Below are 13018 nucleotides of genomic sequence, written 5' to 3' on the forward strand. Positions count from 1 at the left end.
CTTTTTTGCATTTCAAACATTAACATCATGAGCAAGCAGAAGATTGCGACACATCAGCGCGGGTAGTGTTCTTCACCCCATTGCAGCATAGTGTGGACCAATTGTTGTAATAATGGTTGTAATTGCGCTGCCCGCTCTGGCTGATAGGAATAAGGCTCAGTTTCAGACATATAATTCAACTGCGCTAACTCAAGTTGTACTGCATGTTGATGATTCTGTGGCTGTCCATATGCCCGCGTTATATACCCACCCTTAAAGCGCCCATTCAATACATGACTGAATGTGGACTGCTGCTCGCAGCATTCAATCAATTTTTTGCTTAATAATGGATAACAGCTGGCATCACTGTTAGTACCAAAATTAAGATCCGGCAACTTCCCATCAAATAATCGTGGAATCACCGATGCAATCGAGTGTGCATCTAACAGTAATGCATAGCCAAATTTGGTTTTAAGGCGCGCCAGTTCTGATTGAAGCTGCTGGTGGTAAGGATGCCAAATATGCAACAGATAAGATTGGCGCTCTTGCGGTGAGGGTGTTTTACCTGCCACGAAGCAAGGTCGCCCATCAAATAATGTTTCGGGGAATAAACCGGTAGTGGCCGAGGTATAGAGCGGTTGATCATCCTCTGGACGATTCAGATCCACCACCAAACGGGAGTAATTGCCGATAACTATGCTGGCCCCCATTTGGCGGGCAAAATCATAGAGGCGAGGAATATGCCAATCAGTATCAGATTGAGGACGAGCCGCCTCTGTCAGCCCAGCTTCAACGACGGGCGTTAATCTGGTTCCTGCATGTGGAATACTAATTAATAAAGGCAGTTCTCCAGCATGGAAACTCAACGGGTCAGTTAGATTCATCATTGACGAACATCTCCTTGGAAAACAACAGAAACAGGCAGTTGACCGCCGAGCCAGTAGGCCAGTTCGGCTGGGCGTGATAATGGCCAATGAACCCAGTTAGCCAGTTTTCCAGTTTCAAGTGTGCCCTGAGAATCTTGTAGCCCCAGAGCTTGAGCTGCATGGCAAGTGACTCCGGCCAGAGCTTCTTCCGGTGTCATCTTGAATAATGTGCATGCCATGTTGAGCATCAAACGCAGGGAAAGTGCTGGAGATGTTCCCGGATTGGCATCACTGGCTAATGCCATCGGCACATTATAATCACGAAAAAGCGCAATCGGAGGGCATTGTGTTTCCCGTAACAAGTAATAGGCTCCGGGGAGTAATACCGCGACAGTGCCCGCGTGGCTCATAGCCTGAACATCTGATTCCATTGCATATTCAAGATGATCCGCTGACATTGCATTAAATTTCGCCGCCAGTGTACTGCCGTGAAGTGCGGAAAGTTGTTCAGCATGCAGTTTGACGGGCAAGCCCATGCGTTGCGCGGCTAAAAATACACGTTCAACTTGTGCGGGGGAAAAAGCCAAATGCTCACAAAATGCGTCAACGGCGTCGGCTAAACCTTCAGTAGCGACTTGCGGAATGAGAGTATCACAAACAAAATCAATATATTCATCCGCCCGCCCTGCATATTCAGGGGGCAACGCATGCGCAGCCAAACAGGTTGTTTTAACGGTAACAGGCAATAATTCACCCAGTTTGCGGGCAACGCGCAGCATTTTCATTTCACTTTCAAGGCTAAGGCCATAACCGGATTTAATTTCAATGCAGGTTACTCCTTCAGCAAGTAGAGGCTTTAGGCGAAATAACGCTTGTTCTAGCAATTGCTGCTCACTGGTATCTCGTGTTGCTCTTACCGTTGAGGCAATCCCGCCACCATTGGCGGCAATTTCAGCATAACTAATGCCATTGAGGCGCTGCTCAAATTCAGCACTGCGATCACCGCCAAAAACCAGATGGGTATGGCAATCAATTAATCCAGGGGTTATCAGGCCACCTTGATAGACAACTTCTCTTGCAGCATTAATTGAGGGCAGTTCATTATATGGCCCAATCCAGACTATTTTACCGTCAGTAACCGCCATTGCGCCTTGAGGTATCAGGTGATATTTCCCTCCACGCATGGTTACGATATCGGCACCGTACCACAAACTGTCGCAGTGAATTGTTGACACCATCTGACTCCTAAGAATGCCAAAATTTAAGTTGTATATACAATCATGGACAACCTAGCGCATAAATTCACTGTCGGCAAGATAGGGATTTAAACAATTGCGTAACACTTCGCAGTTCTTGCAGAGAAATAAAATTGATCAGGACGTCACAGTGCCTTGTGCGGTAAAACGACCATAGAGTTGATAGCGAGAACTTGGATAGAGCAGTTGCGCAGCCGTCACAATCACTTTTCCATACCAAGTTCTGCGGCGAATCAATAAGCAAGGTTCATGTTCACTGAGTTGCAACAATTGGCGCTCGATTGGATTTGGGATCACGGCTTCAACAATATGTTCACCTTCAGTAAGTGGGGCTGCCTGGGTGAGATAGCTGTAAGGCGTAATCTGGTTGAAATCCTGTTTCATATAGTCAGGAGCGGTACTTGGATTGACACAACGGTTCTCGACTTGAATAGGAACGTCATTTTCATAATGAACAATTTGGGAGAAGAACAGTTGTTGACCGGGCTGAATACCTAAAGCAATGGCTTCTTCAGGGCTGGCTGACCGTGCTTCTAGTTGCAGTATTTTACTGCTGTGCCGATGACCGCGGGCGGTGATTTCGTCAGCAATATTATGGACTTCAAGTAAGGCACTGTGTGCTTTGGCTTCAGCAACAAAAGTACCGACACCTTGCATGCGAATGAGGAAACCTTCATTAGTAAGCTCGCGTAGCGCTCGGTTGATGGTCATGCGACTGACCCCCAATTCCGCAACCAGCTCACTTTCTGAAGGAACTCGCTGATGGGGTTGCCAGACTCCGGTCTTGATTTGGCGGATGATGGCCAATTTTACCCGTTGGTAAATGGGTGCTGGAGTATCGTCCATTGCGGCACTCAATTGTAAAACCGTTGGTTGTTCCGCCACGGCGTTAGCCTCATCAAATAGGAAAGTTATGATGCTAATTCTACGGTTGAAGTTAGCCAGTGTATATGTATATACAAGTAAGTAGTTTAATTAATTGACGCTGCTGCGGTTCAGCGCGTTTGACTCTGAACAAAATATTGGGATATCGCTATGCCAGTCTATTTTACCAAACGTGCTTTTTTACCCGATGGATGGGCAGCTGACGTACAGATTACTGTCGATGAACAGGGGAGTATTCAGCGCATTGTTATCGGCGGCAGTGATGTTGGTTGTCAGATTTTACCTGGGCCAATAGTGCCAGGAATGCCGAATCTTCACTCTCATGCTTTCCAGCGCATGATGTCAGGGTTAGCGGAGGTGGCAGGCAATCCACAAGACAGTTTTTGGACTTGGCGAGACCTAATGTATCGGTTAGTACAGCAGTTAACTCCTGACCAGGTCGGGGTAATTGCCCGCCAGTTGTATATCGAAATGCTAAAAGGTGGCTATACCCAAGTCGCAGAGTTTCATTACTTGCATCATGGCCCTGACGGCATCCCTTATAGTGACCCCGGTGAGATGACGTCACAACTAAGTCAGGCGGCGCAAGAGGCTGGAATAGGGTTGACCTTATTACCTGTCTTATACAGTTATGCGGGATTTGGTGGACAACCTGCTCAGCAGGGGCAGCGTCGTTTTATACAAGATACCGAAAGTTATCTCAAACAGCAGCAAGTTATCCGTCAGCAATTAGCAAATAAACCTTTGCAAAATCAAGGGTTATGCTTCCATTCGTTGCGTGCCGTAGAGCTCGACCAGATGCAAACGATTTTGCATGCTTCAGATAAACAGTTACCGGTGCATATCCATATTGCGGAACAGCAAAAAGAAGTGAATGACTGCCTGGCCTGGTGCGGTCAGCGGCCGGTTACTTGGCTATATGAAAATTTGCCCGTTGATAGCCGCTGGTGTCTTATTCATGCCACGCACTTGGATGAATCGGAACTTATACGTTTGGCTAAGAGTCAGGCTGTGGCTGGATTATGCCCCACAACAGAAGCTAATTTAGGCGATGGTATTTTCCCTGCTGTAGATTATTTACAACACCACGGAAGATGGGGAATAGGGTCTGATAGCCATGTTTCTTTAGATGTAGTTGAAGAGTTACGTTGGTTGGAATATGGGCAACGCCTGCGTGACCAGCGTCGTAATCGACTGACCAATGAGAAACATTCTGCAGTGGCAGATTTGCTTTATAGCCAAGCTTTAGCAGGGGGGCGGCAAGCCTGTGCCAGCAAAATTGGTCACTTGGCTGAAGGTTATCGTGCGGATTGGTTAGTCTTGGATGGCGAGGATCCTTATATTGCTGGCACAGAATCGTCATCTTTACTGAATCGGTGGCTATTTGCGGGGGATAAATCGCAAATTCGGGATGTTTATGTGGCGGGAAAAGCGGTAATAGTGGATAGATATCACCCCATGCAACAGCAATCCGCACAGGATTTTCTGGCTGTACTGAAAGCCTGTCAACAGGAGGTCTGATGAGCTTTACTCTTTTCGATTTTGCCAGCTTACCCGTTAGCCGCTGGCGAAATGGCGGTGGTGAAACACGCGAAATCGCATGTTGGCCAGTAGGGGGCGATGATTTTGCCTGGCGTGCCAGTATAGCGACGATTGAACAAGATGGCCGGTTCTCAGTATTCCCTGATATTGACCGCTCCATTACCTTGCTTTCCGGCGATGGAGTGGTACTCACTAGCCCCAATTGGGAAGCACATACACTTTCGCAGCCACTACAACCCTTTGCTTTCCCTGGTGATATTCCTATTCATGCGCAATTACTGGGGGGGAGCAGCCAAGATTTTAATATTATGACCCGAAGAGGTTGTTGGCAGGCTTCAGTTACGCCGATTAGTGCTGCGCAAGAACTGCCTGTTTCTCATGGTGGGTTGGTTTATGTAGTGAAGGGAAAATGGCTAATTAATCACACAGAAACACATGAAATAACCGCTTCACAAGGATGTTGGTGGCTACCTGCAATCAAGGTCGGGCAATTACAACCACTGGCTAGCGATAGTTGTTTGTTGTGGGTTGATTTGTTTCCTGAGAGATAAATACGCATCACTTTGAGAATTTTCATCTCAGAGTTTGGCAATATATCCAATATATTTCGAATCGTGGTGACAACCCATTTGAAATGTATCTGTTGCTTAGATATTAGCTGAGTTTCAAGGATGAGGCTCATTTGATTAAAGCTCTGTGATAACGCGAGAAGTTGGGTTCGCGTGAGTAACCAACAGCCCTATACCTTGAGAGAATTATCGTAATCTATTAATTTATATAGCTTATTTGATATGATTATTATGGAAATAACCGTCTGAGTAATCTGGCTATTATTCTGTTTCATTCTTTTCCTCCCAGACATAGCTCCTCTACAGCCAACATTTCTGTTAGTAAAATCTGCATTCCTTCAATTGCTCATGCTTAAATTTAACTCATTTGTTAGATCCCTGTCATAGTTTTGTTATTTGCTCGATACAAAACACACATTTCGGTTGTTTGGTATCAAAAATTTCAATAATCTTAATTATGAAATAAATATTTAAAAAGAGGGTGTGAAATTTTAGATAAAATGGAGTTGTGATTAACTAATTGTTTTTAAATATTATTTTGTAAATCATAAACCGAGGATGGGGCGATTGCATTCACGGGACGCGCATTGAGAAGCCTAAGATAGCGATATTTACAATGCGCGGAGTTAAGCAGTTGTAAAAAATTACTTTCATTACATAGGCCTCAACATGTTAAAGCATTCCACTATTGAAGGGCATAGATCAATGAAGCTGAAAAAAATCATTATTACCTCACTCGCTATCTGTATGTTGCCATTGGGCGCTTATGCTAAAGACCTTAAAATTGGCGTTTCCATGGCTTACTTCGATGATAATTTCCTGACGATATTGCGTCAGGCCATGCAAAATAAAATGAAAGAAGAAGGCAATGTTTCAGGGCAATTCGAAGATGCGAAAGGAGATATTGCTCAACAAATTCAGCAGGTAGAAAATTTTGTTAGTCAGGGAGTTGATGCCATTATTCTGAACCCGGTGGATACGCAAGGCGTGAAGCCAATGATTAAGTTAGCGGAACAGGCCAAAATCCCATTAGTTTTTGTGAATCGCCGGCCTGAAATTACCTTACCTGCGGGTATGGCGTATGTAGGTTCTGACTCTGAACTTGCAGGGCGGCTACAAATGGAAGAACTGGCAAAACTGATGGGAGGCAAAGGCAATGTTATGATTCTTATGGGGGAACTCTCCAGTGAGGCAACCCGGGATAGAACCAGAGGGGTAGAGAAAGTTGCGGCTCAGTACCCAGATATTCATATTATTGATAAACAAACGGCAAAATTTTTCCGCAAAGAGGCTGTTGATGTTACTACCGATTGGATACTGTCTGGCCAGCAAATAGACGCGATTGCTTCAAATAATGATGAAATGGCCATTGGTGCTATTCTGGCTTTAAAGCAAGCGAAGAAAAAAGGTGTGGTGATAGGGGGTATTGATGGGACACCGGATGCGCTTGAATTTATTAAGAAAGGGGATCTTAACGCCAGTATTTTCCAAGATGCTAAGGGACAAGGAGAAGGCGCAGTAGATACTGCCATTAAGCTAGCCTCAGGTCAGAAAGTAGAAAGTAGCGTAATGATCCCTTATCAGCTAATCACAAAAGACAATTATCAAGACTTCGCGAATAAAAACAAAAAATAAGGTCGAAACCATTCCTTATGAGCAATTAGCTAATGGATTGTTTGGATTAGAGTAATGTCTTTCAAAAAATCACACGCAATAAAATATATTTAGCTCTATTTTAATTTATGTAAAGTGCCGAGTTTATTATTAATTTAATAAATTCGGCATTCCCAAAGTGAAGGTGTTGAGAAGATGGAGATAATAATATGTATCCTTACATTCTCGAGGCGGAAGGCATCAGCAAGCAATTTCCAGGTGTCAAAGCACTGAATAAAGTGGGCATTAAAATAAAACCCGGCAGTGTCCATGCATTAATGGGAGAGAATGGAGCAGGGAAATCAACACTAATGAAGTGCTTGATTGGGATATATCACCCTGATGAAGGCACGATAAAAATAAAAGGCGAAGTTGTTTCCTTTAGCGATACATTGGATGCTCTTCATGCTGGCATTGCAATGATTCATCAAGAGTTGAATTTAGTTCCACATATGACGGTTGCGGAAAATATTTGGTTAGGTCGGGAACCTGTTCACTATGGGTTAGTTAATCATGATTTACTAAACAGTAAAACACGAGAGTTATTACAATACCTAAATATAAAATTAAAACCAGAGATGGTCGTAGGCGAATTAAATATTGCCAGTCAACAAATGGTAGAAATTGCTAAGGCAGTTTCCTATGATGCTGATGTATTAATAATGGATGAGCCGACATCAGCCTTGACCGAGGGCGAAGTTTTCCACTTGTTTGCAATAATTAATGAGTTAAAGGCACAAGGTAAAGGTATTATTTATATCAGTCATAAAATGGATGAAATATTTGAAATTACTGATGAAGTCAGTATCTTTCGCGATGGTGTTTTTGTTGCTACAGATAAAACCATTAATCTGACAAAACAGTCGTTAATCACCATGATGGTTGGCCGTGAACTGACTCATATGTTTCCAAAGTTTAATAATAATATTGGGGAGGAAGTCCTTAGAGTTAACGGGTTACGGCGCGACGGTCTGTTCCGTGATATTTCCTTTGCTCTTAAACGAGGTGAAATATTGGGCGTTGCCGGGTTAGTCGGTGCAGGCCGTAGTGAAGTAATGGAAAGTCTATTTGGTATGCATCCGGCAGATAGCGGCGATATTTTCATTGAAGGCTTGCCGGTTAATATTGATTCTCCCTCAAAAGCTATTGAGCAAGGGTTGGCTTTTTTGACTGAAGACCGTAAGAAGTCAGGGCTTTTCTTAGTGCTGTCAGTGGTCGAAAATATGAGTATTGTTAATCTTTCTGAATATATTAATAAGAAAGGTTTTGTCAGTCATGGGCAAATGGCACAAGACTGCATGGAGCAAATTAAAAAATTAAATATTAAAACCCCCACTATGGATCAAATAATTAATAACTTAAGTGGTGGAAATCAGCAAAAAGTATTAATCGCGCGTTGGCTATTAGCTCAGCCTAAAATACTTATTCTTGATGAACCGACTCGTGGCATTGATGTTGGGGCCAAATCCGAAATTTATCGTTTAATTAGTGAGCTGGCAAACCGTGGTGTTGCCATTATTTTGGTTTCTTCTGAATTACCTGAAATTCTCGGAATGAGTGATAGAGTCATGGTCATGCATGCAGGTCACATTACGGGGATATTAGATAAGCAAGATGCCAGCCAAGAGAAAATCATGGCATTGGCCTCTGAATAATTGCTGGAAGGTAACAATAATGAATAATGTTAAAACTGAAAAATCTCTGATAAATGAATCGATAAAGGAACAGTCGGTCATATCCGGGTTAAAAGGTAAACTACCTAAAGATACCGGCATTTTTATTGTCATGATCGGTATAGCATTAATTTTTGAGATTCTTGGTTGGTTTATTCGCGATCAATCATTTTTATTAAATCCTAATCGCTTATTACTCATTATATTGCAGGTGGCAATTATAGGCATTATCGCGGTGGGTGTGACACAGGTCATCATTACTACCGGTATTGATCTATCCTCTGGCTCCTTAATTGCATTAACTGCAGTGGTTGCTGCAAGCTTGGCACAAACATCTGACAGTATTTCCCCGATGTATCCGCATTTATTGGATTTGCCTGCGGCCATTCCTATTACAGCAGGGATAGGGGTGGGAATTGTCTGTGGTTTTATTAATGGATTTCTGATTACCCGTACCGGGATCCCGCCGTTTATTGCAACCTTGGGGATGATGGTATCAGCCCGAGGGCTTGCTCAGTATTACACCAAAGGGAATCCAGTCAGTTTTCTTTCCGATGATTTTACCGCCATTGGTCAAGGCGCAATGCCGGTTATTATCTTTTTAGTTGTGGCAGTCGTTTTCCATATTGCTCTGAAACACACCCGCTATGGTAAATATGTATATGCGATTGGTGGAAATATGATTTCCGCCAAGGTCTCTGGTATTAATGTTAATAAATACCTGGTTGCGGTTTATACCATTGCTGGGGGATTGGCAGGGCTGGCAGGTGTAGTTTTGGCTGCACGTGTAAGTAGTGGGCAGTCCAGTATGGGGCAGTCATATGAGCTGGATGCAATCGCCGCTGCTGTTATTGGCGGTAGTAGTCTTATGGGTGGGGTTGGGAGAATTACCGGCACGGTGATTGGTGCGGTGATTTTAGGATTGATCAAGAGCGGCTTTACTTTCATTGGTGTGGATTCATACATCCAAGACATTATCAAAGGGGTAATTATTGTTAGCGCAGTGGCTATCGATATGCACCGTAATCGTAAAAAACGCTAGTTATTGGTGGTGAATGAGTGATTTCGAATGTTTATTGATGACTGGATATGAAATGATATAACATAACATATTCAGTCATCCGCAGGAGGTAAACATGCCGAAAAAGCTTAACAATTCATCCATACTTGCCCTTGGTATTTGTGCATCATTGACTAGTTTTACTTTATTTGCCCACGGTAGCCATAGCCAAGACCATCAACCATCCGATGCTGCTCGCAAAGCCAGTGAAGGTATTTTTGCAGATAAGAATGTCATGAATAGAGCGCTAAGTGATTGGGATGGTGTCTGGCAATCTATTTATCCCTATCTATTGAGCGGGGATTTAGACCCGGTATTGGTTGATAAAGCCAAGAAGAATAAAGACAAAACAGTGGAGCAATATCGGGAATATTATAAAAAAGGTTATGTCACAGATATCAACATGATTGGCATTGAGAATAACACGATTGATTTTCATACCACTGACGCTGTTAATTCCTGCCAATATACTTACTCTGGTTTTAAAATAATGCACTATAAATCAGGAAGTAAAGGTGTACGCTATTTGTTTGAGTGTAAAGATACTCATTCCAAAGCACCTAAATATGTTCAATTTAGTGACCACATTATTGAACCACAGAAATCACATCATTTTCATATTTATATGGGGAATGAGTCACAAGCACAGCTTCTCGAAGAAATGGAGAATTGGCCAACATTTTATCCGATATCTGCGGGCAAAAATGAGATTGTTCACGAGATGCTACATCACTAAGATGACGTAAATAAATTATTCATTGTGACAATGAAGCCGTGCGATTGACATCGTGCGGCTTTGTTTTAGGTTTTCAACTGACGCACTCTCTGGGCAGAGATAAAATGAAAATGGGGACTTTTCAGCCAAAGACATCCTGATGTGTGACTTGGGTAGAACTAATTTTCATTAAAATTGAAATGTTGTTTTGGTAATGCTATCTTCGCTATAATTAAACCAAACTACACATTCAATGGACTCGGTTTCATTGACCAAATCGGAGAGAACATAATGAAAATTGCACTGATGATGGAAAACAGTCAGGCAACGAAAAACGCCATAATCCTGAAAGAGCTGAACGCCGTAGCCTCAGAAAAAGCGTACCCGGTATACAACGTAGGTATGAGTGATGAGAATGACCATCATCTGACTTATGTTCATTTGGGAATTATGGCCAGCATCCTGCTTAATTCTAAAGCCGTCGATTTTGTTATCACCGGCTGTGGCACAGGCCAGGGCGCGATGATGTCATTAAACATTCATCCTGGTGTTCTGTGCGGCTATTGTATCGACCCTACGGATGCTTTCTTGTTCGCTCAAGTTAACAATGGTAACGCACTGGCGTTGCCATTCGCCAAAGGTTTTGGCTGGGGTGCGGAACTAAACGTGCGTTACATCTTTGAGAAAGCCTTTACTGGCGTGAAAGGTGAAGGCTACCCACTGGATCGTAAAGAGCCACAAGTCCGTAACGCGGGCATTCTGAATCAAGTTAAAGCAGCAGTTGTGAAAGAAAACTACCTGGATACATTGCGTGCTATCGATCCAGAGTTGCTAAAAACCGCCGTTAGTGGTGAGCGCTTCCAACAGTGTTTCTTCGATAACTGCCAAGTTGAAGAGATAAAAGCATTTGTGAAACAAGTGCTGGCGTAATGGCGTTTTTTGCTTGAAAATCAAGGCCCCGATCGGGGCCTTTTGCCTATCAGAGAACTGAGAATAGGTTATGAGGCAGGTAGATTAACATTTTGGTGTGGTCCCTTGCGCGGGTAAATAGCGCAATGGATCAAGTGCCGTCGCTCGGTAACGAATTTGAAAATGCAGCATCAGAGAGTCGGTTCCCGAACTCCCCATGGTGGCTATTTTCTGACCCGCCTTCACATCCTGTGCATTTTTCACCAGCATAGTGTCGTTATGGGCGTAAGCCGTAATGAAGTCATTACCATGCTTAATCATTATGAGATTTCCATAACCTCGAAGTTGATTTCCGACATATACCACACGCCCTTTGGCTGAGGCGTATACGGGTTGTCCGCGTTTACCCGTAATATCAATTCCTTTATTGCCGCCATCTGCGGAGGAATATTTCGATATTATCTGGCCATTGGTTGGCCAACGCCAGCACCCCCCAGCACCCGGCGGTGGGGTTGATTTCACAATTGCGGAGCTTGAAGATTTTTGCTTGTTAGATGTCAAACGCCCGCGCGAGGTCGTACTGTTAAGTTGTAGTTTTTGCCCGACCTCCAGTCGATAGGGTGGGCTGAGTTTATTGATACGAGCAAGGTCATTCACTTCGCTGTCACTGATCCAGGCAATAAAATAGAGAGTATCGCCCCGTTTAACGGTATAGGATTTGTCGCTATAACTGCCTTTGGGTACTTTTGCATAATCACGACTGGATTTATTTGAGCACCCAGCTAATAGCAAAATAGTCATTGCATATAATGCCAACCCTGGCCATAACCGTATTCTGCTTTTAGTGTTCAAAACGCATCCTTTGTTATAAAAATATCAAACACCCTCAGTTACCTATATTAACATTTGATCTATAAGCTTCAAAAGCCAAACAAGGTTTTTATTAATAATTGAGTGATATTAGCAAGCGGGATAAACACAAGGCTCAAGTGCTTATTAATGTACATAGGGCCGAAGACTTGAGACATTATGAAATAAAAAGTCCACGCCAATGCGTGGGGGGGCTCTAACCATCTGGTTGATCTGGCAGTATTGATGGAAAAACGTGGGTTACAGTGATTTGAGACTACAAACAGAGCGCTCGCGCCTTTTTGACCGACGTGAGCGCTAAAAACAAAAAAGCTGCTGAGTTTCTTAATATTAATAATTAAGCTACGATTTCTATTAGGTTGCCATCCGGATCTTCGATTATTGCTTCATAATAGCCATCGCCAGTAAATCTTGGTGCGCCGACTAAAATTCCTTTTTCTTTTGCCATTAAAGCCAGTTTATCTACTGCGTCTTTACTTCCTACTGATATAGCCAGATGCGCCCAGCCGCACCTATTATTCGTTTGTTGCTGTTTTTCGAGGCCCGGTTTGGTCATCAACTCAATAGCTGGCCCTTGGTTTAATTGAATGAAATAGGATTCAAAACCCGGGTTATTTAGACTGCTATATTTTTCATTAGCTATGCCGCCGAAGAAATCTCGCCAGAAAATAGCCTGCTTTTCCAGATCAGTAGTCCATAACGCAATATGAGCAACTTTCATTCCTAAACCTCCGCTTGATGATACAGAATACTCTGATGAACAAGGTACTAGCGCGACTACAGATTCACCTGTGCGGCCAAACTCCTCACCCAGGATGGTGTGGTTCTGGTGGCGGTGCTAGCTGCGAGTTGATGCAAAAAGCCTGCATCAGGTAAGGAAGCAGTCATGTGAAATCCTTCAGAGTTCGACAATCGGATATTAATTATGCTTTTTTGTGCTCGATTGTGCAATGTTTGAAATAAGATCTTATGCTGGTTAGTCATAATCAATGGATTAAATGTTGATTTAAAGTCTTTTGAAAGTTTTCTAGTGCTTTTTGT

Annotated in this window: 12 protein-coding genes; 7 read left to right on the forward strand and 5 right to left on the reverse strand. The window is 43.2% G+C overall.

Features of this window, described 5'->3' with window-relative positions; genetic code table 11:
* Nucleotides 1-53: 53 nt before the first annotated feature.
* The 3 genes from hutG to hutC form a co-directional block, all read right to left on the reverse strand.
* Nucleotides 54-863: an N-formylglutamate deformylase gene (gene hutG, locus YROHD0001_RS0118050; RefSeq protein ID WP_032817113.1), complete on the reverse strand. Its 810-nt coding sequence runs from the start codon at nucleotides 861-863 to the stop codon at nucleotides 54-56.
* Nucleotides 863-2083, reverse strand: a complete 1221-nt coding sequence (gene hutI, locus YROHD0001_RS07095) for an imidazolonepropionase (protein ID WP_032817105.1) — start codon at nucleotides 2081-2083, stop codon at nucleotides 863-865. Before hutI ends, hutG begins: the two co-directional genes overlap by 1 nt.
* A gap of 135 nt (nucleotides 2084-2218) precedes the next feature.
* Nucleotides 2219-2986, reverse strand: a complete 768-nt coding sequence (hutC, locus tag YROHD0001_RS07090) for a histidine utilization transcriptional repressor HutC (protein ID WP_004715171.1) — start codon at nucleotides 2984-2986, stop codon at nucleotides 2219-2221.
* A 150-nt stretch (nucleotides 2987-3136) separates the two neighbouring features.
* Here hutC and YROHD0001_RS07085 point away from each other — a divergent pair, with 150 nt between their 5' ends.
* The 7 genes from YROHD0001_RS07085 to YROHD0001_RS07060 all read left to right on the forward strand — a co-directional run bounded on the left by YROHD0001_RS07085 (nucleotide 3137) and on the right by YROHD0001_RS07060 (nucleotide 11128).
* Nucleotides 3137-4507 (forward strand): formimidoylglutamate deiminase, encoded by a 1371-nt coding sequence (locus YROHD0001_RS07085; RefSeq protein ID WP_004715172.1) that lies wholly within the window; start codon nucleotides 3137-3139, stop codon nucleotides 4505-4507.
* Nucleotides 4507-5079 (forward strand): HutD/Ves family protein, encoded by a 573-nt coding sequence (locus YROHD0001_RS0118055; protein WP_032817106.1) that lies wholly within the window; start codon nucleotides 4507-4509, stop codon nucleotides 5077-5079. Before YROHD0001_RS07085 ends, YROHD0001_RS0118055 begins: the two co-directional genes overlap by 1 nt.
* A 723-nt stretch (nucleotides 5080-5802) precedes the next feature.
* Nucleotides 5803-6732 carry a sugar ABC transporter substrate-binding protein gene (locus YROHD0001_RS07080; RefSeq protein ID WP_004715173.1) on the forward strand — a complete coding sequence of 310 codons (930 nt, stop codon included), beginning with the start codon at nucleotides 5803-5805 and terminating at the stop codon, nucleotides 6730-6732.
* A gap of 188 nt (nucleotides 6733-6920) precedes the next feature.
* Nucleotides 6921-8405: a sugar ABC transporter ATP-binding protein gene (locus YROHD0001_RS07075; protein ID WP_004715174.1), complete on the forward strand. Its 1485-nt coding sequence runs from the start codon at nucleotides 6921-6923 to the stop codon at nucleotides 8403-8405.
* A 19-nt stretch (nucleotides 8406-8424) separates the two neighbouring features.
* The gene (locus YROHD0001_RS07070) at nucleotides 8425-9465 is read left to right on the forward strand and encodes an ABC transporter permease (RefSeq protein WP_004715175.1); all 1041 of its coding nucleotides are present in this window, start codon (nucleotides 8425-8427) and stop codon (nucleotides 9463-9465) included.
* A gap of 94 nt (nucleotides 9466-9559) precedes the next feature.
* Nucleotides 9560-10219 (forward strand): metal-binding protein ZinT, encoded by a 660-nt coding sequence (zinT, locus tag YROHD0001_RS07065; RefSeq protein ID WP_032817107.1) that lies wholly within the window; start codon nucleotides 9560-9562, stop codon nucleotides 10217-10219.
* A gap of 270 nt (nucleotides 10220-10489) precedes the next feature.
* A complete protein-coding gene (locus tag YROHD0001_RS07060; RefSeq protein WP_004715177.1) occupies nucleotides 10490-11128 on the forward strand; it encodes an RpiB/LacA/LacB family sugar-phosphate isomerase in 639 nt (212 codons plus the stop codon).
* Between the two features lie 84 nt (nucleotides 11129-11212).
* On the opposite strand, the gene actS is transcribed toward YROHD0001_RS07060, so the two are convergent.
* Both actS and YROHD0001_RS07050 read right to left on the reverse strand, forming a co-directional pair.
* Nucleotides 11213-11941 (reverse strand): amidase activator ActS, encoded by a 729-nt coding sequence (actS, locus tag YROHD0001_RS07055; protein WP_032817114.1) that lies wholly within the window; start codon nucleotides 11939-11941, stop codon nucleotides 11213-11215.
* A gap of 373 nt (nucleotides 11942-12314) precedes the next feature.
* A complete protein-coding gene (locus YROHD0001_RS07050; RefSeq protein ID WP_004715181.1) occupies nucleotides 12315-12698 on the reverse strand; it encodes a VOC family protein in 384 nt (127 codons plus the stop codon).
* Between the last annotated feature and the right edge of the window lie 320 nt (nucleotides 12699-13018).

This window comes from Yersinia rohdei ATCC 43380 (assembly GCF_000173775.1).
Classification (GTDB): domain Bacteria; phylum Pseudomonadota; class Gammaproteobacteria; order Enterobacterales; family Enterobacteriaceae; genus Yersinia; species Yersinia rohdei.

Bases quoted from the DNA above. Each gene is read 5' to 3' on its own strand.
- hutG (WP_032817113.1), bottom strand. From the start codon at position 863: ATGAATCTAACTGACCCGTTGAGTTTCCATGCTGGAGAACTGCCTTTA.
- hutI (WP_032817105.1), bottom strand. From the start codon at position 2,083: ATGGTGTCAACAATTCACTGCGACAGTTTGTGGTACGGTGCCGATATC.
- YROHD0001_RS07085 (WP_004715172.1), top strand. From the start codon at position 3,137: ATGCCAGTCTATTTTACCAAACGTGCTTTTTTACCCGATGGATGGGCA.
- YROHD0001_RS0118055 (WP_032817106.1), top strand. From the start codon at position 4,507: ATGAGCTTTACTCTTTTCGATTTTGCCAGCTTACCCGTTAGCCGCTGG.
- YROHD0001_RS07080 (WP_004715173.1), top strand. From the start codon at position 5,803: ATGAAGCTGAAAAAAATCATTATTACCTCACTCGCTATCTGTATGTTG.
- YROHD0001_RS07075 (WP_004715174.1), top strand. From the start codon at position 6,921: ATGTATCCTTACATTCTCGAGGCGGAAGGCATCAGCAAGCAATTTCCA.
- YROHD0001_RS07070 (WP_004715175.1), top strand. From the start codon at position 8,425: ATGAATAATGTTAAAACTGAAAAATCTCTGATAAATGAATCGATAAAG.
- zinT (WP_032817107.1), top strand. From the start codon at position 9,560: ATGCCGAAAAAGCTTAACAATTCATCCATACTTGCCCTTGGTATTTGT.
- YROHD0001_RS07060 (WP_004715177.1), top strand. From the start codon at position 10,490: ATGAAAATTGCACTGATGATGGAAAACAGTCAGGCAACGAAAAACGCC.
- YROHD0001_RS07050 (WP_004715181.1), bottom strand. From the start codon at position 12,698: ATGAAAGTTGCTCATATTGCGTTATGGACTACTGATCTGGAAAAGCAG.